Origin of the sequence: Rhodococcus sp. WAY2 (genome assembly GCF_009859915.1) — a bacterium.
GTDB lineage: Bacteria > Actinomycetota > Actinomycetes > Mycobacteriales > Mycobacteriaceae > Rhodococcus_F > Rhodococcus_F oxybenzonivorans.
Map to the genome: position 1 here is coordinate 689032 of NZ_CP046572.1, position 23284 is coordinate 712315.

At 66.5% G+C, this 23284-nt stretch carries 24 protein-coding genes and 1 pseudogene; 17 read left to right on the forward strand and 8 right to left on the reverse strand.

Going from position 1 to position 23284, the window contains the following annotated elements; all coding sequences use genetic code 11:
- Positions 1–3 precede the first annotated feature (3 nt).
- A complete protein-coding gene (locus GFS60_RS03300; protein ID WP_159918971.1) occupies positions 4–795 on the forward strand; it encodes an MBL fold metallo-hydrolase in 792 nt (263 codons plus the stop codon).
- A gap of 58 nt (positions 796–853) precedes the next feature.
- Here GFS60_RS03300 and GFS60_RS03305 read toward each other — a convergent pair whose 3' ends face one another.
- Together GFS60_RS03305 and GFS60_RS03310 are read right to left on the reverse strand one after the other, a co-directional pair.
- Positions 854–1528: a Crp/Fnr family transcriptional regulator gene (locus tag GFS60_RS03305; protein ID WP_005256089.1), complete on the reverse strand. Its 675-nt coding sequence runs from the start codon at positions 1526–1528 to the stop codon at positions 854–856.
- A 209-nt stretch (positions 1529–1737) separates the two neighbouring features.
- Positions 1738–2010, reverse strand: coding sequence for a hypothetical protein (locus GFS60_RS03310; protein WP_109334827.1), 273 nt, complete (start codon positions 2008–2010; stop codon positions 1738–1740).
- Positions 2011–2091: 81 nt separating this feature from the next.
- Between GFS60_RS03310 and nth the strand changes: the two genes are divergently transcribed.
- The 4 genes from nth to GFS60_RS03330 are packed head-to-tail and all read left to right on the forward strand — an operon-like array spanning position 2092 to position 5491.
- Entirely contained in the window at positions 2092–2877 is a 786-nt protein-coding gene (gene nth, locus GFS60_RS03315) for an endonuclease III (RefSeq protein ID WP_159918972.1), read from the forward strand.
- 12 nt (positions 2878–2889) lie between these two features.
- On the forward strand, positions 2890–3546 hold the full coding sequence (locus GFS60_RS03320) for a TlpA family protein disulfide reductase (protein ID WP_159918973.1): 657 nt from the start codon (positions 2890–2892) through the stop codon (positions 3544–3546).
- A complete protein-coding gene (locus GFS60_RS03325) occupies positions 3543–4304 on the forward strand; it encodes an NUDIX hydrolase (protein WP_159918974.1) in 762 nt (253 codons plus the stop codon). The genes GFS60_RS03320 and GFS60_RS03325 overlap by 4 nt, the downstream gene beginning before the upstream one ends.
- Complete coding sequence (locus tag GFS60_RS03330) at positions 4301–5491, forward strand: MarP family serine protease (protein WP_159918975.1); 1191 nt, start codon at positions 4301–4303, stop codon at positions 5489–5491. The genes GFS60_RS03325 and GFS60_RS03330 overlap by 4 nt, the downstream gene beginning before the upstream one ends.
- A 7-nt stretch (positions 5492–5498) precedes the next feature.
- Here GFS60_RS03330 and GFS60_RS03335 read toward each other — a convergent pair whose 3' ends face one another.
- From GFS60_RS03335 to acs, 5 genes and pseudogenes are all read right to left on the reverse strand, one after another.
- A complete protein-coding gene (locus tag GFS60_RS03335; protein ID WP_159918976.1) occupies positions 5499–6437 on the reverse strand; it encodes an alpha/beta fold hydrolase in 939 nt (312 codons plus the stop codon).
- A 9-nt stretch (positions 6438–6446) separates the two neighbouring features.
- Positions 6447–6971, reverse strand: coding sequence for a phage holin family protein (locus GFS60_RS03340; protein ID WP_159918977.1), 525 nt, complete (start codon positions 6969–6971; stop codon positions 6447–6449).
- Positions 6968–7150: pseudogene (gene nhaA, locus GFS60_RS38920) on the reverse strand (Na+/H+ antiporter NhaA); the annotation flags it as partial. The pseudogene nhaA and the gene GFS60_RS03340, both read right to left, overlap by 4 nt.
- A 75-nt stretch (positions 7151–7225) precedes the next feature.
- Positions 7226–8527 carry an ISL3 family transposase gene (locus GFS60_RS03345; RefSeq protein ID WP_159918917.1) on the reverse strand — a complete coding sequence of 434 codons (1302 nt, stop codon included), beginning with the start codon at positions 8525–8527 and terminating at the stop codon, positions 7226–7228.
- Between the two features lie 141 nt (positions 8528–8668).
- Entirely contained in the window at positions 8669–10633 is a 1965-nt protein-coding gene (acs, locus tag GFS60_RS03350; protein WP_159918978.1) for an acetate--CoA ligase, read from the reverse strand.
- Positions 10634–10918: 285 nt separating this feature from the next.
- Here acs and GFS60_RS03355 point away from each other — a divergent pair, with 285 nt between their 5' ends.
- The 5 genes from GFS60_RS03355 (at position 10919) to GFS60_RS03375 (ending at position 17023) form a co-directional block, all read left to right on the forward strand.
- The gene (locus tag GFS60_RS03355; protein WP_159918979.1) at positions 10919–12535 is read left to right on the forward strand and encodes a peptide ABC transporter substrate-binding protein; all 1617 of its coding nucleotides are present in this window, start codon (positions 10919–10921) and stop codon (positions 12533–12535) included.
- Between the two features lie 67 nt (positions 12536–12602).
- Positions 12603–13529: an ABC transporter permease gene (locus GFS60_RS03360; RefSeq protein WP_109326367.1), complete on the forward strand. Its 927-nt coding sequence runs from the start codon at positions 12603–12605 to the stop codon at positions 13527–13529.
- Complete coding sequence (locus tag GFS60_RS03365; RefSeq protein WP_159918980.1) at positions 13522–14499, forward strand: ABC transporter permease; 978 nt, start codon at positions 13522–13524, stop codon at positions 14497–14499. The genes GFS60_RS03360 and GFS60_RS03365 overlap by 8 nt, the downstream gene beginning before the upstream one ends.
- Complete coding sequence (locus GFS60_RS03370) at positions 14496–16241, forward strand: dipeptide ABC transporter ATP-binding protein (protein WP_159918981.1); 1746 nt, start codon at positions 14496–14498, stop codon at positions 16239–16241. Before GFS60_RS03365 ends, GFS60_RS03370 begins: the two co-directional genes overlap by 4 nt.
- A gap of 32 nt (positions 16242–16273) precedes the next feature.
- Entirely contained in the window at positions 16274–17023 is a 750-nt protein-coding gene (locus GFS60_RS03375; protein ID WP_159918982.1) for an oxidoreductase, read from the forward strand.
- Between the two features lie 389 nt (positions 17024–17412).
- Here GFS60_RS03375 and GFS60_RS03380 read toward each other — a convergent pair whose 3' ends face one another.
- Positions 17413–18249, reverse strand: a complete 837-nt coding sequence (locus tag GFS60_RS03380; protein ID WP_159918983.1) for an HAD family hydrolase — start codon at positions 18247–18249, stop codon at positions 17413–17415.
- 402 nt (positions 18250–18651) lie between these two features.
- On the opposite strand from GFS60_RS03380, the gene ssd reads away from it, so the two are divergent.
- Genes ssd through GFS60_RS03415 form a run of 7 tightly spaced genes read left to right on the forward strand, consistent with a single transcriptional unit; the run spans position 18652 to position 23280 of the window.
- Complete coding sequence (ssd, locus tag GFS60_RS03385) at positions 18652–19743, forward strand: septum site-determining protein Ssd (protein WP_159918984.1); 1092 nt, start codon at positions 18652–18654, stop codon at positions 19741–19743.
- The gene (locus GFS60_RS03390; RefSeq protein ID WP_374436120.1) at positions 19740–20945 is read left to right on the forward strand and encodes a TadA family conjugal transfer-associated ATPase; all 1206 of its coding nucleotides are present in this window, start codon (positions 19740–19742) and stop codon (positions 20943–20945) included. Before ssd ends, GFS60_RS03390 begins: the two co-directional genes overlap by 4 nt.
- A complete protein-coding gene (locus GFS60_RS03395) occupies positions 20942–21733 on the forward strand; it encodes a type II secretion system F family protein (RefSeq protein ID WP_236603365.1) in 792 nt (263 codons plus the stop codon). The genes GFS60_RS03390 and GFS60_RS03395 overlap by 4 nt, the downstream gene beginning before the upstream one ends.
- On the forward strand, positions 21730–22311 hold the full coding sequence (locus GFS60_RS03400) for a type II secretion system F family protein (protein WP_159918986.1): 582 nt from the start codon (positions 21730–21732) through the stop codon (positions 22309–22311). The genes GFS60_RS03395 and GFS60_RS03400 overlap by 4 nt, the downstream gene beginning before the upstream one ends.
- Positions 22312–22361: 50 nt before the next feature.
- Positions 22362–22565, forward strand: coding sequence for a DUF4244 domain-containing protein (locus GFS60_RS03405; RefSeq protein ID WP_159918987.1), 204 nt, complete (start codon positions 22362–22364; stop codon positions 22563–22565).
- Complete coding sequence (locus GFS60_RS03410) at positions 22565–22933, forward strand: TadE family type IV pilus minor pilin (protein ID WP_159918988.1); 369 nt, start codon at positions 22565–22567, stop codon at positions 22931–22933. The genes GFS60_RS03405 and GFS60_RS03410 overlap by 1 nt, the downstream gene beginning before the upstream one ends.
- Entirely contained in the window at positions 22930–23280 is a 351-nt protein-coding gene (locus GFS60_RS03415; protein ID WP_159918989.1) for an Rv3654c family TadE-like protein, read from the forward strand. The genes GFS60_RS03410 and GFS60_RS03415 overlap by 4 nt, the downstream gene beginning before the upstream one ends.
- Positions 23281–23284 lie beyond the last annotated feature (4 nt).

The window sequence follows — 23284 nt, forward strand, 5'->3', positions numbered from 1 at the left end:
GCGATGACGCTTGCTCATCCCGCCTACGGGCAGGTCCGTGCGGTCACCCCGATCGTCTCGGTCCTGCTCGAGAACAATCCCGGCATGATGACGCTCGACGGCACCAACACCTGGATTCTGCGAGCACCGGGTCGGGACGAGTGCGTGGTGGTGGATCCGGGCGATCAGGACGAAGAGCACCTCGCCCGGGTCGCCGCCCTCGGTCCCGTCGCCGTGACGTTGATCACCCATCGTCACGTCGATCACACCGGCGGGGTGCAGCGTTTCTTCGAACTGACCGGAGCCCCGGTGCGTTCGGTCGACCCCGAGTTCCTCCGCGGAGGCGGGGAGCCGCTCGTCGACGGCGAGATCATCGACGTCGCCGGGCTCACCATCAGTGTTGTCGCGACACCGGGTCATACCCGTGACTCGGTGTCCTTCACGGTCGAAGGCGAAGGCACGGTCCTCACTGGGGACACGATCCTCGGGCGCGGCACCACAGTCCTCGACGACTCGGACGGCGATCTCGGCGACTATCTGTCTTCGCTGCGACGTCTACTCGAGCTCGGGCCCGGTCACCGCGTCATGCCCGGGCACGGACCCGAGTTGCCCGACTTGCACACCGTCGCCCGGCAGTACCTCGATCATCGTGAGGAGCGTCTCGCTCAGGTTCAGGCAGCGATCGCGGACCTGGGCGAGGAAGCCACGGCCAGGGAGGTGGTCGAGCACGTGTACTCGGACGTCGATCCGCAGCTGTGGCCGGCGGCCGAGAAGTCGGTCAACGTGCAGCTCGCCTACTTGCGGGCACCCAACTGAGAAACGCTTCGGCCACCCCTGATCGCAGGGGTGGCCGAAGCGTTGTCGAGCGTGAAAGCTACCGGGCGCGACGCGCCAGACGCTCGGAGTCGGAGATCAGCACGCTCTTGCCTTCGAGGCGCAGCCAGCCGCGGTGTGCGAAGTCCGCGAGCGCCTTGTTGACCGTCTCGCGGGAGGCGCCGACGAGCTGGGCGATCTCCTCCTGCGTGAGGTCGTGCGTGACGCGCAGCGAACCGGCTTCCTGCGTGCCGAACCGCTGAGCGAGCTGCAGCAGGGCCTTGGCGACACGGCCGGGAACATCCGTGAAGATCAGGTCGGCAAGGTTGTTGTTGGTGCGCCGCAGACGGCGCGCGAGCACCCGGAGGAGCTGTTCGGCGATCTCGGGACGATGGTCGATCCACGCCTTGAGTGCTTCGCGATCCATGCTCACGGCGCGAACCTCGGTCACCGTCGTCGCGGTGGACGTACGCGGGCCGGGGTCGAAGATGGACAGTTCGCCGAACATGTCCGACGGCCCCATGATCGTGAGCAGGTTTTCGCGGCCGTCCGGTGAGCGGCGGCCGATCTTCACCTTGCCCGAGACGATGATGTACAGGCGGTCACCGGGCTCACCTTCGTTGAAGATGACATGTCCGCGGGGGAAGTCGACAGGCTGCAGCTGCTTTGTCAGCGCCGCTACTGCTGAGGGCTCGACTCCTTGGAAGATGCCGGCTCTTGCCAGGACGTCGTCCACGTGCGCTCCTTGGGAATATTCGTTCGTCTGTAGTCATATTGTGCGCGATTTGCTGCACGGCGACGGCGCCCCGGTCATCGGCGGCGTGTCGCTGTGCAACAGGTACGGCACTGAAGTCTACGTTGAGACGGCTCGGTCTGAGTGACCGATACCACGCAAGTCGGAAAAGTTAACCGTACGTACGTGCTCCGAAACACATCCTCCGGTGGTCAGCTGGCGCGACGTGAGCCGACTTCCGTCACCGCAGCGTCGTCGCTGTCGAACCGCGAGTGCCCTCTGCGCCGCCGGTGGAAGCGGGCAAGGGCATGCGGGAATCCCTCATGTGCCAGGGTGGCCACTTCGTCGTGACTTGCCTGGTCGAGAAACTCTTCCACCTCTTGCTGCCGAACGGTGAGCCGGCGGAGCCGGAACTCCACACGTTCCATGGCCAGCGCAAACAGCATCAGCAGCACTGGGAAGAGGACCACAGCGAGACCTTGCATACCGGGTAGTAAACACTGCGAATGTCTCAGATGCGACACAGCGGCGATTCGGATTGCGGCCATGTCCGTAGAGTTGGACCCGTGCATGTGACCCCCAGTGACGGCTCCAGTCTGCGTGGACGCGCCCGTTCCCGGGCCGCGAATCAGGAGGAATCCCGGCTCGGCCTCGTGCGACGCGCCCGGAGGATGAACCGCCGCCTCGCGGAGGCTTTCCCGCACGTCTATTGCGAGCTCGACTTCACCACTCCACTGGAACTCGCGGTCGCGACCATCCTCTCCGCGCAGTGCACCGATGTGCGGGTCAACATGACGACGCCGGCGTTGTTCGCCCGCTACCCGGACGCGAAGGCGTATGCGGAAGCCGACCGCACGGAACTCGAGGAGTACATCCGGTCCACCGGTTTCTACCGCAACAAGGCGACGTCGCTGATCGGGCTCGGGCAGGCTCTGCTCGAGCATCACGACGGAGAGGTTCCGAACACCCTGAAGGAACTGGTGAAGCTTCCCGGTATCGGCCGCAAGACCGCCAACGTGATTCTGGGCAACGCCTTCGATGTCCCGGGCATCACCGTCGACACTCACTTCGGTCGGCTGGTCCGGCGCTGGCAATGGACCGACGAGGAGGATCCCGTCAAGGTCGAGCACGCGGTCGGGGCAATCATCGAACGCAAGGAATGGACTCTGCTGTCCCACCGGGTGATTTTCCACGGTCGGCGCGTCTGCCATGCCCGCAAGCCGGCATGTGGCGTGTGTGTACTGGCCAAGGACTGTCCGTCGTACGGTCTGGGCCCGGTCGACCCCGACGTCGCTGCCGAGCTGGTGCGCGGACCGGAGACCGAGCATCTGCTTCGTCTGGCCGGCCGGTGAGGATCGATACGAGTGTCTAGTGCAGCGCGGTGGAGTGTGGCCGCCCTCGTCGTTGTTGCAGCTCTCGTCGTCGCGATCTGGCCGCGCGGGAACGATGCGCAGGCGCCGTCGTACGAGGACCGTTTCGGTCCGGGCGGAAGTACGCCGATGTCCGTCGGCGCCGATCCCGGCGCGCTCTCCGCGCTGCGTTCGGATGCGGCGCTCGAGCCCTGTCCCGCACCCTCCTCGGCGCCCGCTGCCGACTCGGTATTGGCCGGCATCACGCTCGAATGCATGGGTGACGGCAGCGGGGTCGATCTCGCATCCGCTCTCGCCGGCCGGCCTGCGCTATTGAACCTGTGGGCGTACTGGTGTGGTCCCTGCGCGGAGGAGCTGCCCTACATGCAGCAGTTTTCCGATCGGGCCGGTGACGCCGTTACCGTCCTTACCGTGCACACCGATCCCCAGCAGGCCAGCGCATTGTCGCGGCTCGTCGACTACTCCGTCACCTTGCCCGGTGTGCAGGACGCTGACGGGCGGGTCGCCGCTGCGGCGGGGGCGCCCGCGGTCCTGCCTGTGTCCGTGCTGATCCGGCCCGACGGCAGCGTGGCGAAAATCCTGCCGCAGCCGTTCCGCAGTGTCGAGGAGATCGCCGTCGCCGTCGAGCAGAACCTGGGGGTTGCGGCATGACCGCGTCCGTCGACGGCGCAGCCGTTCCGACCTGGTTGCGTGAGGTCGTGCGGCGCACACCGGCCGACCCGCATCGCATCAATCCGGTCCTGAATCGGCGTGCCCCCAGCGGGGCAGCCACGCGCGAGGCTGCGGTACTCGTGTTGTTCGGCGGTCCTGCCGAGGCAGACCCCCTGATGTCCGGGGGACTGCCCGCGGGCGCCGACGTTCTGCTCACCCAGCGCGCGGCCACCATGCGTCAGCACAGTGGGCAAGTCGCGTTTCCGGGCGGTGCCAGCGATCCCGGCGACGACGGTCCCATCGCGACAGCTCTGCGAGAGGCGCAGGAGGAGACGGGGCTGGATCCGGCCGGGGTGCAGCCGCTCGCCGTTCTGGAACAGATTTTCGTCCCGCCGTCCGGCTTCGAGGTCACCCCGGTTCTTGCGTACTGGGAGAAGCCGAGCGCAGTGGGAGTCGTCGATCCGGCGGAGGCGGCGCGGGTGGCACGGGTTCCGCTGCACACCCTGATCGACCCGCGGAACCGGTTCCAGGTGCGTCACCCCGCCGGTTACCAGGGTCCGGCATTTTCGGCCGACGGCATGCTGGTGTGGGGATTCACGGCGGGCATCCTGGCGGCGTTGTTCGCGATCTCGGGCTGGGAACAGGAGTGGGACCGCCGGGACATCCGGGACCTCGACACCGTCCTGGCCGAAATGGAGAACGACATCGACGACGACCATCTGCCTCACAAGCACGGACATCGGGTGGGTGAGCGATGACGGGGTCGCGCTGGATCGATCTGGCGATCGTGTTGATCGCGCTCATAGCGGCCAGCTCCGGTTGGAGGCAGGGTGCGGTGGCGTCGGTACTCGCCTTCGTCGGTGTGCTGCTCGGTGCGGTCGCGGGCATCCTCATCGCCCCGCACGTGCTGGTGCACGTCGACGAGGGACGCGGCCGGGTGCTCGTCGGCATTGCGTTGATCGTGGTGCTGGTGATCATCGGGGAAGTGGCGGGCATGGTCCTGGGCCGAGCCGCCCGCGGGAGTATGCACAGTCCGGCGGCGCGCTCCGTCGACAGCGTCATCGGTGCCTGTGTGCAGGCGGTCGCGGTATTCGTGGCGGCGTGGCTGTTGGCCATTCCGCTGACGTCCTCGTCTCAACCGCAACTCGCAGCCGCGGTGCGCGGCTCGAGCGTGCTCGAGACCGTCGACAACCTTGCACCGGCGTGGATGCGCCAACTCCCCACCGAGTTCTCCGCGCTACTCGATACCTCCGGCCTCCCGGACGTCATCGGTCCGTTCGGACGCACCCCGATCACCACGGTCGATCCGCCCGACGCCGGTGTTCTCGAGAGTCCGGTGGCGTCCTCCCTGCAGTCCAGCGTGCTCCGTATCCGGGGTGTGGCGCCCAGTTGTCAGCGTGCGCTCGAGGGATCCGGCTTCGTCGTCGCGCCGGAACGGGTGATGACCAACGCGCACGTCGTGGCGGGCACGGCGGGAATCGTCGTGGACACCGCAGACGGACCTCTGGACGCGGAGGTGGTGCTGTTCGACCCGTCAACTGACGTGGCCGTTCTCGAGGTACCGGGTCTCGACGCTCCCGTGCTGAACTTCGCGCCGGAGCCGGGACGAACAGGTGACAGTGCGCTGGTTCTCGGATACCCGGGCGGCGGGTCCTACACGGCGAGTGCCGCGCGGATACGCGAGATACTCGACCTCAGCGGTCCCGACATCTACCGGGCCGGAACGGTTCAGCGCGAGGTGTACACGGTGCGCGGGTCCATCCGGCAGGGCAACTCGGGTGGACCGCTCGTCGACGGTGAGGGCATGGTGCTCGGGGTGGTCTTCGGCGCCGCGGTAGACAACAGTGACACCGGCTTCGTTCTCACCGCCGCCGAGGTATCGCGTCAGCTGGAGACGGCGTCCGGCGCGACCGCCGCTGTGGACACCGGAAGCTGCATCCTCTGAGCGAGCCCTACACGCGGCGCGTCGAGACCAGCCCCTGCAGGGCGGAGTTCACTCGCTCGGGCGCTTCCCAGTGCGCGTAGTGCCCGACACCGGGAATCGTGTCGAGCTGCTGTGCGGGGGCGAAGCGACGGCTGCGCCGCACGGTGTCGGCGAGCACGTAGGGGTCGAGGTCACCGTGGAGGTGGAGTACGGGTATCCGCAGCGTTTGATCCATCGAGGCCATGAACCGGCGGCCGTCCGGGCGGAACTGGCTACGGAACGCCCATCGCTGATATTCCAGCGTGCAGTGCGCGGTGCCGGGAATCTGGATCGCCGACCGCATCCGGGACATCACGAGGTCGAATTCCGGAGACTTCGGCCACGCCGGCCCCGACCGTTCGACGATCACACGCTCGACTTCGGCCCCACCGTCACGCGTGAGCCGCCGTTCGGGCCGCCACGGCAACTGGTAGGACACGAACGGGGGCAGAACGGCCTTGCGCTGGTGACGGTCGCGGAGAACCGCCTGCTTCAGGGCGATCGGGTGTGGGGAGCTGATCAGTGCGATCGACCGCACCAGACGCGCGTGGAGCACCGCGGTAGCCCAGCAGACCAAGCCGCCGTCGGCGTGCCCCACCAGCGTGGCCTCGCTGTAGCCCATCGCCCGGATCAGGCCCGCGATGTCACCGGCCAGGGTCCAGCCGTCATAGCCGCGGGGAGGTTTGTCGGAGTCGCCGTAACCGCGGAGGTCGACGGCCACGGCGCGGACACCCTCGTCGGACAAGGCGATCAGCTGATGTCGCCACGACCACCAGAAGTCCGCGAATCCGTGCAGCAGGACGACGAGCGGCGCATCCGGGGCGGATGCGCCGACCTCGACGGTGTGGAAACGGATTCCGTTGGCATGGATGTCACGGTGAATCCACGGGCCGTCGAAACGGACGGTTGACGGATCGGGTGGTGCCACCGGACGGAACTATCGTGCGTGTCGTCCGCTGGGAGACGCGAGGTGGGCCTCCGCATCGGAGTACGACGTCGGGAGCACGGATCTGGCCTGCTTGAGGGAATCGATCGTCTTTTCCGGTGCACGTAGTTTGCGGACCCGCAGATAGCCGAGCAGACCCAGAATCGCCGTGACGACGACCATGATCAGGAAGACGATGAGGAAGGCCAGCCAGCGTGCAATCCAGACGTCGAGGAGTTCGGCGAGGAAAAAGAAGAAGAAGAACGAGCTGAACAGCAGCACGGTGAACGCGAGAATGAAGAACAGACTGCCCTGCAGACCCTTCTTGACCTCGCCGGTCACCTCGGCCTTCGCGAGCTCCACCTCGGCGCGCACGAGCGTGGAGACCTGCGCGGTTGCGTGCTTGACCAGTGTGCCGATGGTCACCTCGCCGGACGGTGAAATGTCCGCGTCGGTGAGCGGGATCGACGACACCGTGTTCGGCACCCCGTCTCCCGTGTAACGCGGGCTGTCTCCCTTGCCGTGAGTGATGCTCACTTGTCGACCCCTCCAGGTAGCTCTTGCACGTCCGAGTCTTCGTTGTGGCCATGTGTGCCCGACACCGTCGTCACAGTAACTGCCGACGATGTCACGAGCAGCCCGACCTTCATCGCGTCGGCCGTGCTGCCGTCACCGATTCCCGCGTTTGCGAGATTCGCTACGAGAAGGCTAGCGGTCAGTGGGCTGCCCGGGTGTAAGCGGCTCCGCCGCCCGTGCGCCTTTCTGGTAGTGGGAGCTACCAAAAAGGGGCTCTACTGACTCATTCGTGGGTGGATTCGGCCGGGTAATTGTGGGCGGGCGCCCCCGAGGCTGAGCATCGCGAGTGCGATGACGGCCTCGGGGGTGTGGAACCCGAATCCGCGGCGGGTGATGAGGCGAATCTTGGTATTGACCGATTCGATCCGACCGTTCGAGAGCCCGTGCTCGATGGCGGCGAGGATCGCGGGTCTGTGGACGAGGATGCTTTTCTGCAACGCGACGAACGCCGGGATCCGGCACCGCCGGGCCCAGTCGATCCAGCGGTCGAGTTCGGCAGCGGCCTGCTCGACCGGGAGCTGGAAGATCAACCGCAAACTCTCCTTGAGCCGGTAGCCGCGGTGCAGGACCGGATCGTGGAGTTCGATCCACCGCAGCACCGCCTGCTGCTGCGCGGTGAGGGCGTCCGGGTTCTTCAGCAACGCCCACCGGCTGCGTTTGACCGACCGAGCCGGGCCGGCCTTCGGGCGACGCCGCGGTTTCCACCCACCGCCGCGGGAGGCGTTCTCGGTGGACCGTGCCCGGTTCCACGCCGCCCGCCGCACCGTGTCGAGGGCCTCGGTGGCCCAGGCGACCACATGGAACGGATCCGCGCAGCGCACCGCATCCGGGCAGAACCGGGTCACCACCGACCCGATCCATCCGGCCGCGTCCGAGGTGACGTGGGTGATCTTCGCGCACCGTTCGGGCCCGAGCAGGTCGAAGAACCCGGACAGGGTCGCCGCGTCACGGCCCGGGGCCGCCCACACCAGCCGGCCGGAGTCGTGGTCGACGACGACCGTCAGATACTTGTGGCCCTTCTTGTACGAGATCTCGTCGATCCCGATCCGCCGCAGCCCCGCCAGCGGGTCCCGGGCGGGTGTGGTGTCGGCCCACACCCGGTCCACGATCGTCCCGACCGTGCGCCACGCGGTGCGCATCAACTCACACGTCGCGGCCTTCGAGGTATGGGTGGCGAGCCACGCCACCGTCTGGTCGAACGCGTAGGTGTGCCCGGCCCGGTGCCGGGCCCAGGGCACCGCGGCCACCGTGACTCCGTGTTCGCGGCAGCACACCCGCGGTGCGTCGGCCTCGACGAAGGTGCGGACCAGGCCGCAGTCCGGGCCGCGCCACCGCCGCCGACCGGTGCCACCGTCGTAACCGGGGCTCCGACGACCACACACCCCGCACCGGGACCGGGCCCGGGCCTGCGGCCGGACCGCGACGATCACCGCCCCGGCCGTGTCGTCGAAATCGACGCCCTCGATCACCGTCTTTTCGACACCCAACACCTGACGCCATATCCTGGCTTCGCGCACGCCGTTCCCCACATATGTAGCCGACTGACCCTAGACAAGCCAGAACGCTACTGGGACAACGGCGTGCGCCCTCACCCGCACCGAACTCCACCCACGATCACAGCAGTAGAGCCCAAAAAGGCGCACGGGGCGCGAAGCGCCCTACTTGCCGCGGATGGCGTCGAAGACCTTGGGGTCGACGAGGGTGGAGGTGTCGCCGAGGTCGCGGCCTTCGGCGATGTCCTTGAGTAGTCGACGCATGATTTTGCCGGAGCGGGTCTTGGGTAGTTCCGGGACGACGGTGATCTGCCGCGGCTTCGCGATGGGGCTGATTTCTCGCGCGACCTCGGCTTTGAGTTCGGCGATCAGGTCGTCGCCGGTGTTCTCGACACCTTCGCGGAGGATGACGAACGCGACGATGCCCTGGCCGGTGGTCTCGTCGGCGGCTCCGACGACGGCGGCTTCGGCGACTCCGTGGTGTCCGACGAGGGCGGATTCGACCTCGGAGGTGGAGATGCGGTGGCCGGAAACGTTCATGACGTCGTCGACGCGGCCGAGGACCCACAGGGCGCCGTCTTCGTCGTACTTGGCGCCGTCACCGGCGAAGTACCAGCCCTGATCGGGGTAGCGGGACCAGTAGGTGTCGCGGTAGCGGTCCATGTCGCCCCAGATACCGCGCAGCATCGCCGGCCACGGCTTGTCGAGCACCAGGTAGCCGGATTCGCCGTTGCCGAGTTCCTTGGCGTCGTCGTCGACGATCTTGGCGGAGATGCCGGGCAGCGGTGCCATGGCGGATCCGGGTTTGGTGGCGGTGATGCCGGGGAGCGGCGAGATCATGATCGCCCCGGTCTCGGTCTGCCACCAGGTGTCGACGATCGGTGCCGTGTTTCCGCCGATCACCTCACGGAACCACTTCCACGCCTCGGGGTTGATGGGTTCGCCGACGCTGCCGAGGAGCCGGATCGAGGACAGGTCGTGGGCGTCGGGGATCTCCCGGCCCCACTTCATGAAGGTACGCACCAGGGTGGGAGCGGTGTAGTAGATGCTGACACCGTACTTTTCGATGATCTGGAAGTGGCGGTGCTCGTCGGGGGAGTTCGGGGTGCCTTCGTAGACCACCTGGGTGACGCCGTTGGACAGCGGTCCGTAGACGATGTAGCTGTGCCCGGTGACCCAGCCGATGTCGGCGGTGCACCAGTACACGTCCTGTCCGACTTTGTGGTCGAAGACGTTGTGGTGGGTGTAGGAGGCCTGGGTGAGGTAGCCGCCGGAGGTGTGGATGATGCCCTTGGGCTTTCCGGTGGTGCCGGAGGTGTAGAGGATGAACAGGGGATGTTCGGAGTCGAACGGCTTCGGCTCGTGGGTGTCGGAGGCTTTCTCGACGGTGTCGTGCCACCACAGGTCCCGGCCCTGGGCCATATCGACGTCGATGCCGGTGCGTTTGACGACGAGCACGTTCCTGACGGATTCGGCGCCGTCGACAGCGTCGTCGACCGAGGGTTTGAGGGGGGCCGCCTGGCCTCGGCGCCATTGGCCGTCGACGGTGACGACGAGTTTGGCTTCGGCGTCGTCGATGCGGGAGCGCAGGGCGCTGGCGGAGAAACCGGCGAAGACGACGGAATGGGTCAGGCCCAGGCGTGCACAGGCGAGCATGGTGACGATGGCCTCGGGGATCATCGGCATGTAGATGGCGACGCGGTCGCCGGGGACCAGTCCGAGGTCGCTGAAGGTGTTGGCCGCCTTGCTCACTTCGGTGAGGAGGTCGTGGTAGGTGAGGTCGCGGGTGTCGCCGGGTTCGCCCTCGAAGTGGATGGCGACGCGGTCGCCGTTGCCTTCGAGGACGTGGCGGTCGACGCAGTTGAATGCGACGTTGAGCCGGCCGCCGACGAACCACTTCGCCACGGGGGCATTTGACCAGTCGAGGACTTCGGTGAATGGTGCGTGCCAGTGCAGTCGTTGCGCCTGTTTCGCCCAGAATGCGAGTCGATCGGCATCTGCCTCGGCCTGGAGTTCGGGTCCGGCGTTCGCGGTCGCGGTGAACTCGGGGCTCGGCGGGTACACCTGCGGGACGGCATCCGGCTGTGCGGATTTCTCCGTCGATCCGTTCGCCTGTGCTGCACTGGTCATTGTGGCCCGGCCTTCTTTCCAGTCTCGAAAACGGCAGTTCTAGCACGTGTGAGGGTAGTCACAAGGGCTCGGGAGCGCACCGTTGCACGAGGTTGCATGCCCGTGTTCTGCGACGATCGGTCCTTTCGGCGCGCCGGACGGTATTCCTCGGCGGCCGAACGGTCGAACTGTCCCGGTCGAAGATTCGCCGAGACGGCATTTCGACGAGATTCTGCGTCTCCGGCCCCGCGGAGCCGTAACGTGACTATCGTCGTCCCATCATTCCACCGGGGCTGGAGGACCGTTGTGCGTAGGACACGCGTGGCAACTGCTGTTCTGGCGGTGGGCATTGCAGCGGGAATGCTGTCCGCCTGCTCTTCCGGTGAATCCTCGGGCGGAGGAGGAAGCGGGATCGTCAATGCTTGGGCGGGTGAGCCGCAGAATCCTCTGATCCCCACCAATACGAGTGAGAACCAGGGCGGCCGTGTCATCGATGCCCTGTTCGCCGGCCTCGTCTCGTACGACGCCCACGGTGCAATTACCAACGAAGTGGCCGAGTCCATCGACACCACGGACGGTAAGACATTCACCGTGACGCTGAAGGACGGCTGGACCTTCACGGACGGGTCACCCGTCACGGCATCGTCGTTCGTCGACGCATGGAACTACGGCGCGCTGTCCACCAATGCGCAGCTCCAGGCATCCTTCTTCGACCCGATCCAGGGCTACGACGAGGTGGCGGCCGAGAACCCGACGGCCCAGACGATGTCCGGACTGAAGGTGGTGGACGACACCACCTTCACGATCGAGCTGAAGCAACCGGAGTCGGCGTTCCCTGATCGACTCGGATTCGCCGCGTACTTCCCCCTGCCCCAGGTGGCGTTCGATGACATGGCAGCGTTCGGCGAGAACCCGGTCGGAAACGGGCCGTACAAGCTGGCCGGACCCGGTGCTTGGCAGCACAACGTGCGGATCGACACCGTCACCAACCCCGATTACGACGGCAATCGGAAGCCGAAGAACGACGGTGTCGACTTCATCATGTACAACAGCCTCGACACCGCCTACACCGATCTGCTGGCCGGCAACGTCGATGTTCTCGACCAGGTTCCGCCGAGCGCAGTCACCACCTTCGAGTCGGATCTGCCGGGTCGCACCGTGAACCAGCCGTCCGCGACCATCGAGACCTTCACCATTCCGGGGCGTCTGCCGCACTTCAGTGGTGAGGAAGGCACCCTCCGTCGTCAGGCCATCTCGATGGCGATCAACCGCGACCAGATCACGGAACAGATCTACAACAACACCCGTACTCCGGCTCTCGACTTCACCAGTCCCGCCATCGAGGGTTGGTCGGATTCGCTCGCCGGTAACGGCAATCTGAAGTTCGACCCCGAGGCTGCGAAAAGACTGTGGGCGCAGGCCGACGCCATTGCGCCGTGGACCGGCAGTTTCGAGATCGCGTACAACGGCGACGGCGGGCACAGGGAATGGGTCGATGCCACGGCCAACAGCATCCGCAACACGCTGGGCATCGACGCGAAGGGCAAGGAATATCCGACCTTCGCTCAAATCCGGACCGAGGCCACCAACCGCACGATCCCGTCCGCATTCCGTTCGGGATGGCAGGGCGACTACCCCCAGCAGTACGGCTTCCTCGCGCAGAACTACCAGACAGGCGGCAGCTCGAACGACGGCGACTACTCCAATCCGGAGTTCGACCGGCTGCTGCGCGCATCGGCCGGCGAGGTCGATCCGGGCAAGGCTCAGGATTTGCTCGACGAGGCGCAGGAAGTTCTATTGAGGGATCTTCCCGCTGTTCCCACGTGGTACCGCAATGCCGCGAGCGGCTGGTCGGAGAACGTGTCGAACGTGACGATCGACTGGAAGGGTATCCCGATGTATTCGGACATCGAGAAGAACTGACACCGGAGTCGCCGACGGGGTGGGGCGAGCCTCCGCCGTCACCGGCCTGCGGAGAGGAAGGGACCCGATGCTCTGGTACATCGGCCGCCGTGTGCTCCAGATGATTCCTGTGTTCCTCGGGTCGACCTTCCTGATCTACGCGATGGTGTTTCTCCTGCCCGGTGACCCGATCGCCGCGCTCGCCGGCGACAAGGCGCTGAGTCCCGCCGTCACAGCCCAACTCCGCGCCCGGTACCACCTCGATCAACCGTTCCTGATGCAGTACTTCCTCTATCTCGAAGGCATCTTCACGCTCGACTTCGGCACATCCTTCTCGGGTCGTCCGGTCAGTGAGGTTCTGGCGCAGGCGTTTCCGATCACCATCAAGCTGTCTCTGATGGCACTTGCCATCGAAGGGCTCTTCGGAATCGGGTTCGGGCTGTTTGCGGGACTGCACAAGGGCGGCCTCTTCGACAGCACCGTGTTGCTGGTCAGCCTCGTGATCATCGCGGTCCCGATCTTCGTCATCGGGTTCCTTGCCCAGTTCTTCATCGGGGTGAAGTGGGGATGGGTACCGCCGACGGTGGGGGGCAATACCAGCTTCGTCAATCTTCTGCTCCCGGCCTTCGTCCTCGGGTCGGTGTCTTTCGCGTACGTGCTGCGGCTCACCCGCACCTCGGTGGCCGAGAATCTGACGGCCGACTACGTGAGAACAGCCACCGCCAAGGGGCTTTCGCGGCGCAGAGTCGTGCAGGTGCATGTATTGCGGAACTCGCTCATCCCCGTCGTGACCTTCCTGGGTGCCGACCTCGCCACCTTGATGGGTGGGGCGATCGTCACCGAGGGCATCTTCAACATCAACGGAGTCGGCGGCACGATTTACCAGGCGGTCACCCGGGGGGAGGCGCCCACGGTCGTTTCGTTCGTCACCGTCTTGATCGTCATCTACCTGCTGGCCAACCTGATCGTCGATCTCCTGTACGCCGCACTCGATCCGAGGATCCGTTATGTCTGAGAAAGTGGTCAACGACGAGTCGCCCCAGACCGGAGACCGGAAGATTCGCCAATCACACTTCGTCGCTCCCGAGGAGGTCGCGCCGCCGGGGGAGACCGACACCGTGTCCCTCGATCAGCCGCCCACGAGTGTGTGGTCGGATGCCTGGCGCGATCTGCGCCGACGTCCCCTGTTCGTCGTCGCGTCCGTCATCATTCTCGTCGTCATCGCCGTAGCCGCCTTCCCGAGCCTGTTCACCGGCACCGACCCACGGTTCTGCGACCTTGCGTTCAGCATGCGCGGCCCGTCCTCGGGCCACTGGTTCGGTTTCGACAAGCAGGGATGTGACATCTATTCCCGCACCATCTACGGGGCCCGCGCGTCGGTGCTGGTCGGCGTGGGGGTCACCACGATCGTCTTACTTGTCGGCGTCGTATTCGGCTCCCTCGCCGGATATTACGGAGGCTGGGCCGATTCGTTGCTGTCGCGGGTAGCCGACATCTTCTTCGGTGTCCCGCTCATTCTCGCTGCTATCGTTCTCATGCAGTTGTTCGCGAATCGCAGTATCTGGACGCTGATCGTCGTACTCGCCCTCTTCGGCTGGCCCCAGATGGCGAGAATCGCTCGCGGGGCGGTCCTCTCGGCCAAGAACAACGACTATGTCATGGCGTCGAGGGCGCTCGGCGTCTCGAACTTCCGGACGCTGCTGCGTCATATCCTGCCGAATTCCCTGGCGCCGATCATTGTCATCGCGACCATCTCGCTGGGTGTCTACATCGTGGCCGAGGCGACGCTGTCGTTCCTGGGTATCGGCCTCCCGTCCTCCGAGATCTCATGGGGCGGGGATATCAGCACTGCGCAGGTGACACTCCGTCAAGGGTCGGCAATTTTGTTCTACCCGGCTGCCGCGCTGGCGATTACGGTGCTCGGCTTCATCATGATGGGCGACGCTCTCCGGGATGCGCTCGACCCCAGGGCGCGGAAGCGGTGAGCGTGATGTCCCCGAACGAAACCACGGGACCGATGGCTACGGCCGACGAGGCGCCGCTGCTCGATATCCGAGACCTGGAGGTCACCTTCGCGTCCCGTTCGGGTTCGGTTCCGGCGGTGCGGGGGGTGAGTCTCACCGTGTATCCAGGGCAGACGGTGGCGATCGTCGGTGAGTCGGGGTCGGGAAAGTCCACGATTGCGCACGCCGTCATCGATCTGCTGCCCGGTGCGGGGAAGGTCACCGGCGGCCGGATTCTCTTCGCAGGACGTGACCTGGCGGGTGCCCCGGAGCGAGACTTCGTCGCCTTGCGTGGACAGAAGATCGGCCTCGTTCCGCAGGACCCGATGTCCAACCTCAATCCGGTGTGGAAAGTGGGCTTCCAGATCCGGGAAGCACTGTCGGCCAACGGGATCGCGCAGGGGAAGGCCGCGAGGATCCGCGCGGCCGAACTCCTCGAAGAGGCCGGGCTCGCCGATGCCGAAGACCGGTTGGGGCAGTATCCACACGAGTTCTCGGGTGGCATGCGACAGCGGGCGCTCATCGCCATCGGACTGTCGGCCCGCCCGCAGTTGCTCATCGCCGACGAACCGACGTCTGCCCTCGACGTCACCGTCCAGCGACAGATACTCGATCACCTGGACGGGCTCACCAGTGAGCTGGGGACGGCAGTACTTCTCATCACCCACGACCTCGGTCTCGCGGCCGAGCGGGCGGAGCATCTCGTGGTGATGAGCAAGGGCCGCGTCGTGGAGTCCGGGCCCGCCCTCGAGATCCTGCAGCGCCCGCAACACCCCTATACGCAGAGACTCGTCACCGCAGCGCCCTCGCTGGCCTCCCAGCGACGCAGCTCTTCGCTCGCGCGGGCCGACATCCGGGATCAGGCACTCGAGGTGGTCGGTGAGGCGGAGCAGCACAGTGCGCTCGAGGGCGAGTTCGGTGAGGTCACCGATGATGTGGTGGTGGTGACCCGACTGAACAAAGTCTTCACCATCCGTCACGGCTTACGGAGATCCACCGAGTTCAAGGCCGTCGACGACGTCTCGTTCGCGGTCCGCCGGGGAACGACGACCGCACTCGTCGGTGAGTCCGGGTCGGGCAAGTCGACCGTGGCGCACATGGTGCTCGGACTGTTGGCCCCGACGTCGGGGCACGTGGTCTTCGACGGTAAGGATGTCGCGACACTCGACCGGAGGGAGACGCTGGCTTTCCGGCGCCGCGTACAACCCATCTTCCAGAATCCGTACGGCACCCTCGACCCGATGTACTCCATCTTCCGCACCATCGAAGAACCTCTGCGCACGCACAAGGTGGGTACCCGCAAGGAGCGGGAGGCCCGGGTGCGGGACCTGCTGGACAAGGTCGCGTTGCCTGCGTCGGTGATGCGGAGATTCCCGAACGAGCTTTCCGGCGGGCAGCGCCAGCGTGTGGCGATCGCCCGTGCGCTGGCGCTGCAACCCGAGATGGTGGTGTGTGACGAGGCGGTGTCGGCGCTGGACGTGCTGGTACAGGATCAGATCCTCACCCTGCTCAACGACCTGCAGGCAGAACTGGGGTTGACGTACCTGTTTATTACTCACGACCTCGCGGTGGTGCGGCAGATCGCCGACGACGTCGTGGTCATGTCGGCGGGCGCCATCGTAGAGAAGGCCACTACCGACGAGGTGTTTCGCTCGCCCAAGGCGGCCTATACGCGGAAACTGCTCGCGGCCATCCCGGGTGGATCGATCCGGCTCGGCGCCTGAGGACGACTCGGTGCCGGGTAGCGTTCTCAGACGTGAGTGACCCGTTGCAACCCCTCGTCGACCTTCCCGGTGTCCGCGACGCCGCCGACCGTGCGCGCGACGCGCTCGGGGAGGTGCATCGCCACAAGACCAACCGCCGTGGTTGGCCGACCACGGCGGCGGAGGCAGCCGTCCGGGCTGCTCGCGCGTCGGCCTCACTCGACGGTGGACGCACGGAACTGCCGGCGCCGGGCGAGGTCGCGGATCCGATCCTGTCGGGTGCACTGCGTGTCGGTCAGGCGCTCGACGGGGATGCGCTGGGTCTACTGCAGTCGACGTGGCAGCGCGCTCCGCTGCAAGCGCTGGCGAGGCTTCACCTCCTCGCCGCCGCAGACCTCGTGGAGGATCCGGAGCTGCTGGGCAGGCCCCGCCCGGCCGCCGGGGTGGCCGAGCGGTTGGATGGTCTCGCGCAACTCGTCACCGGAGAGACAACGGCACCGGCACCGGTCCTTGCCGCGGTGGTGCACGGCGAACTGTTGGCGTTGAAGCCCTTCGGTGTCGGCGACGGTGTCGTCGCCCGAGCGGCATCACGGTTGGTGTGCGTGTCCAGCGGCCTCGACCCCCACAACCTCGGTGTGCCGGAAGTGAGCTGGTTTCGCCGCCAGCAGGCGTACCGCAACGGGATCGGCGCCTTCGCATCCGGTGCCGCGGAGGGGGTCGGCAGCTGGGTGATTCTGTGCTGTGGGGCGCTGGAGGCAGGTGCGCGGGAGGCGATGTCCATCGCCGAGGCGGCAGCGACCTGACGCGAGCGTCACACGAAACGGGCGGCGCTGCCGACTCTCGTCGACTTCGCCGCCCGTCAGCGCGGACTACCGGTTACCAAGCGTGCTCGGTGGGTTGTGTGGGTGGCCTCGGCGAGAGTTCGACGATCGTCGGGTCGTCCCTGCAACCGGTGCAGGGTCCTTGCCGATGAAACGCGAGTCTCGCAGGCCCACAACGCTTCTGCCCTTATAGTGGCTTGTGCTCCGCGTGGGTACCTAGTGCCCGTGCCGGGAATCGCGGTCGGGAGATCGATCCTTCTCTTCCGGGTCGATCTTGGCCTTCCGTTCTTCCGTAACTCCTTTGTACCCCGTGACCCACCTCACAGCAAGTGTCAAATTCGGTTTGTGGCCGTGTCGGGTGTTGTCACCCGTCAGCGCTTGCGGCGCATTACTCCGTAGGTGAATGCGCCAGCGACGAGGGCGCCGATGCTGACCGCTGCGGTGGTGGCGACCGTCGTCGCCGACGGGGACTGGAGGCGTGCTCGGAGGGACACCGGATTGGAGAAAGTCAGTATGGGCCAACCGTTTCCGGACGCTACTTTTCGTAGGGCACGGTCGGGATTGACCGCGGTCGGGTGCCCCACTGACGTCAACATGGGGAGGTCGGTGACGGAGTCGGAATAGGCATAACAGGACGACAGGTCGTAGCCGTTCTTCTCGGCCAGTTCGACGATGGCTTCCACTTTTCCTTCGCCGTAGCAGTAGAACTCCACCTCGCCCGTGTAGAGCCCTTCCTTCACGGCCATGCGCGTGGCGATGCTGCGGGTAGCTCCCAACGCTTCGGCGATCGGTGTCACCACCTCCTCGCCCGACGCCGACACCACGACCACGTCGTGGCCCCGCAGCTTGTGATCCGCCATGAGGTCGGCGGCCTCGGCGAACACGAGGGGGTCGACGATGTCGTGCAGTGTCTCGGCGACGACGGCCCGGACCTGTTCCACATTCCACCCCGTGCACATGCTCGTCAGGTAGGCACGCATGCGCTCCATCTGATCGTGGTCGGCCCCGGACAGAAGGAACAGAAACTGGGCGTAGCTGCTCTTGAGGACGGACCGCCGGTTGATGAGACCTTGGTCGAAGAAGGGCCTGCTGAACGCGAGGGTGCTCGATTTGGCGATGATCGTTTTGTCGAGGTCGAAAAATGCGGCCACTCGACCCGTCTCGGTGTGTCGACCTGTCTTTGCACTTATCTGTGGCTTCACGGTCACAGCTGCCAGGATATGCGCTGTTCGGGAGGGAAGCTGCGTTCCGGACGCCACCGCGAGTGGCCTCGAAACATTCGTGCGACACGGCACAATCGTTCGACAGTTGAACTTGCAAATACACATCCAGGGAGGTGTACTATCAAAGATGTCCGGATTTGATTCGGACATGTTCAGCCCGACCCCCCGGGGCTGAACGCCGACGACCCTCGCCTCCTCCCCCCCTGGCGAGGGTCGTCCTCTGTCTGTAGCAGGTATGGCTTTCGCGGCAGATGCGGCCAGGATTCTCTGATATGTCCATACCTCAAAATGGTACGGACGTACCTATTTCTATCCACAGGGTCGAAGTTGTCCACAGATCGTTCCGTGCCCCTTTCGCGCATATGCGGTGCCGGGCACGCTCACTGCATGGACACGGACATCGGTGGCGAAGTGCTGGTTCTGATCGGAGACCCTGCACTGCTGCACAGCATTCGGCGGGTCGCCGCCGCGGCGGACCGCAGGATCGACGAAGCCGAGGTCGCCGATGCGCACCACACCTGGGGGAATGCTCCCCTCGTCGTACTCGACACCCGGGCCGCCATCGCGTGTCACCGCCTCCCTCGCCGACGTCGGGTGGTGTTGCTGTGTGACGGAACGCCGGGGATCGACGAATGGCGAATCGCGACCGCGATCGGTGCGGAGCACGTCCTCGCGGTACCGGAAGACGAAGCCACTCTGGTCACGGTGCTCGGTGAGCAGCCTCAGAAGCCGGAGGCGGACGGCAGCGTCGTCGCTGTCGTCGGAGGCTGCGGTGGTGCCGGTGCGTCCACCATGGCAACGGCGGTAGCCCTGTGTGCCGCCACCGGTGCACAAGCGGAAACGACACTGCTGGTGGACACCGACGCGTGGGGGTCGGGTCTGGACGTGCTCCTCGGTCTCGAGGACGTTCCCGGCCTGAGGTGGTCGGGCCTGTCGATCGAGGGTGGACGGATTTCGTCCGACGCACTCCGAGACGCGCTCCCCGCACGCGGCGAGCACTTACGGGTTCTGTCCTGCAGTCGCAGCGGCCACGGAAGCTCGGGGCCCACGCAGGCAGCGGCACGCGCGGTGATCGAGGCGAGTCGGTACGCCGGGAATCTCGTCGTATGTGACGCGTCGAGATTTCCCGGACCGGTCACCGAAACGGTCCTCGAACTGGCAGACCTCGTAGTCCTCGTCGTGCCGGCGACCGTCCGTGCCTGCATCGCTGCCGGCAAGGTCGCGCAGTGGATTGCCGAGCGAAACCCGAACCAGGGTGTCGTGGTGCGCGGCCCGGCGCCGGGAGGTCTGCGGGGCGCGGATGTGGCGGAGGTGCTCGAACTGCCTCTGATCGCGTCCATGCGCGCCGAGCGCTCCCTCACCGCAATGCTCGAACACGGCGGCTTGAAGCCCGGCCGGCGCTCAGCGCTCATCGCTGCGGCATCGGCGATCCTCGAGACGGCGGCCGAGAGGCCGCGTTCGCGGGAGTGGGCGGCGTGAGTTCCCTCGTCACGCCCGACCTCCTCGACCGGGTCCGCGAACGCCTCGCCCACACCTCGGGGGAGCCGACCCCGGCAACGGTCGCTGCCGCCATCCGGACCGAGTCCGGTGGTGTGCTGGGTGACACGGATCTTCTCGGTGCGTTGCGCGTGCTGATGACCGAGCTGACGGGTGCCGGTCCCCTCGAGTCCCTGCTCACGCGTCCCGGCGTCGCGGATGTCCTCGTCACTGCTCCCGACGAGGTGTGGGTCGATCAGGGTCGCGGTCTCGAACGCACCGACGTACGATTCGCCGACGAGGCGGCGGTACGCAGACTCGCTCAACGCCTCGCCCTGTCAGCCGGTCGCCGGCTCGACGACGCGCAGCCCTGGGTCGACGGGCGCCTGCGCGGGGTGGGCAATGGCTCGTTCGGAGTGCGGCTCCACGCAGTGCTCGCCCCCGTGGCGCACGGTGGAACCTGCCTGTCGCTGCGTGTGCTGCGGCCGGCCACTCAGGGCCTCGACGCGCTGCTGTCGGGCGGTGCGCTCACCGAAGAAGCCCACGCGCTGCTCGGAACAGTGGTGCGCGCGCGGCTGGCCTTTCTGGTCACCGGGGGCACGGGCGCCGGAAAGACCACGCTGCTCGCCGCGCTGCTCGGCGCCGTCGATCCGGCCGAACGCATCATCTGTGTCGAAGACGCCGCCGAGCTGGCGCCCAGACATCCGCACGTGGTCCGGCTGGTGGCGCGGGCGGCCAACGTCGAAGGAGTCGGCGAGGTGACCGTCCGGGATCTGGTGCGCCAGTCCCTGCGCATGCGTCCTGATCGAATAGTTGTGGGGGAGGTGCGCGGCGCGGAGGTCGTCGACCTTCTCACGGCTCTCAATACCGGCCACGACGGCGGTGCGGGAACCGTCCATGCCAACTCGCCCGAGGAAGTGCCCGCCCGGCTCGAAGCCCTCGCCGCGCTGGGCGGAATGGACCGCAGCGCCCTGCACAGTCAGCTGGCCGCTGCGGTCCAAGTGATCTTGCACGTGCATCGGTCCTCGAATGGAACTCGGAAGCTGATGCAGATCGGTGTGGTCACCAGTGACGACCGGGGATACGTCTCCATCGTCCCGGCTTGGACTTTCGGCACCGGGTCGGACGCGGGCGCCGCGGTCCTGCAGCAACTCTGCGCCCGCCGCATCGGAGAAGAATCTGCCGAACGTGTGGTGGCGACGTGATCGCAAGTCTCGTGGTGCTGGCCGGCGCTGTCCTCGCGATGCCCTCGGCGTTGTCCCGTACTCGGTTGCTCGCGGTTGTCGGGCGACGGCCACCGCGGAGGCGCGCCAGGGTGTCCGGCATAATTCCGGCTGCTCTCCTCGTCCTTCCCGTTTCCTACGAACTGGGCGGTGTCGCCGTCGTACTCGCGGCGATGATTGCGTGCGCCACAGTTCGTTTCAGATATGTGCGGCGGCGAGCGGCTCGGGCGAGAGATGCCGACCTGCGCGTGATCCTGTCGAGTCTCGAGGTGGTGACTGCCGAACTTCGCGTCGGTGCTCATCCTGCGACGGCGTGTGACACGGCCGCAGACGAGGGTTCCGGTGTCGTGTCGGTGGCCTTCCGGTCCGCATCGGCACGCGCGCGTCTCGGGGGTACCGCAGCGGATGGACTGCGTATCAACGACTCCCGAGTCGGAGTGGAGCTGGCGCGCATTGCCGACATCTGGGACGTCGCGGAGAAGCACGGTCTTGCGCTCGCCGAGTTACTCGAGGCGGCGCGCGCTGATCTGCTCGGTCGACGGCGATTTCGTGGGCGCACCGAGGCGGGGCTGGCGGGCGCGAGGGCAACGGCGAGCGTGCTGGCTGCTCTTCCGGTCCTGGGCATCGGCCTCGGCCACATGATGGGTGCTGCGCCACTCGAAGTGTTGCTCGGCGGCGGACTGGGCGGTGGTCTGGCCGTGCTGGGGACGGGCTTGGTGTGTGCGGGACTGCTGTGGACCGATCGCATCACCGCGCAGGTAACACAATGACCTGGATCACGCTGTCGCTCATGGCCGGAGCACTTCTCATCCTTCCGGGTCGCCGGCCTTCACGGGCGCGCCTGCAAGGCGAGCGTGGCCAGGTCGTGCAGAACGACGGCGAGGATCTACACCGGCGCGAGGACCCGCTCGCCGTCGCTGCCACCTTCGACCTGCTGGCCGCGTGCCTACGCTCGGGGCTCCCTGTCGCGGTCGCTGCCGAGGCGGTGTCGCTCACGGCTCCAGCACCGCTGTCGGAGTCGTTGCGCCGAGCGGCGGATCTACTGTCCCTGGGAGCGGACGCGGCCACCGCATGGGAGTCGGCGGCGTCGGATCCGGCCACTGAATCACTTGCCCGAATGGCTCGACGCTCGGCCAGGTCAGGATCGTCGTTGGCAGGCTCGATGACCGAGTTGGCTACAGAAAGTCGCTCCCAGGCCGAGGATTCGGCGGCGGCTTCGGCCGAACGCGCCGGTGTGCTGATCAGCGGTCCGCTGGGTCTGTGCTTCCTGCCTGCCTTCATCTGCCTCGGGATCATTCCCGTCGTCGTCGGTCTCGCCTCCCGGGTTCTCGATGGCGGACTGCTCTAACTTCGCACTCCCGGTGCAGATCCACTGCGCCGGTACAACAAGGGGGAAACATGATGGTAAACACGATGCGTGCTCTGACGGCTCGCCTGACACTGCTCGCGGTCGAGGAGGAGGGGATGTCGACCGCCGAGTACGCAATCGGCACGATCGCCGCGGCGGCGTTCGGTGCGGTGCTCTATTCGGTGGTCACCGGTGACAGCATTGTGACCGCGCTGACGAATATCATCGACAAAGCGCTGAGTACCACGGTCTGATGACACAGTCGAGGGGGCTGCGGCGTTCGGATGCGGGGGCGGTCACGGTGGAGGCGGCCATCGCAATCGCGTCCATCGTGGTGGTGGTCGTCCTGTGCATCGGAGCGATCACGGCGGCGACGCTCCATGTTCGCTGTGTCGACTCGGCCCGTGAAGCGGCTCGTCTCGCTGCTCGCGGGGATCGGGAGTCGGCGATGTCCGCAGCGGCGAGGGTGGCTCCTGAGGGCGCCGACGTGGTGTTGCGCGAGGAGGGGGATCTCGTCGTCGCCACCGTACGCGCCCGCAGTCCGCTCCTTCCGCTCGTGCATATCTCGGCGGAAGCGGTCGCGGTACGCGAGCCCACCGCCGCTGGGTGGGGTGGGCGATGAATGCTCGCGACGAGCGTGGTTCCGCCACAGTGCTCGCGTGTTTCGGGCTCGCGGCGCTGGTGGTGATAACGGCGACTCTGCTGCACCTCGGTTCGGCGGTGTCGGTGCGGCATCGGGCTCAGTCCGCGGCGGATCTTGCGGCCCTGGCCGCTGGAGTGGGACTCGACCGGGGCAGCGAGTCCGCGTGCGCTGCCGCGCGTGCCGTGGCGGAGCGGATGCACGCCGAGGTGGTCGACTGCACAGTCGACGACTGGGATGTGGTGGTGACGGTCACGGCCCCGATGTTGCTGTCCTCGCTGGGCATTCGAGATGCCCGGGCAGTGGCTCGGGCCGGACCTGCGGAATGAGACG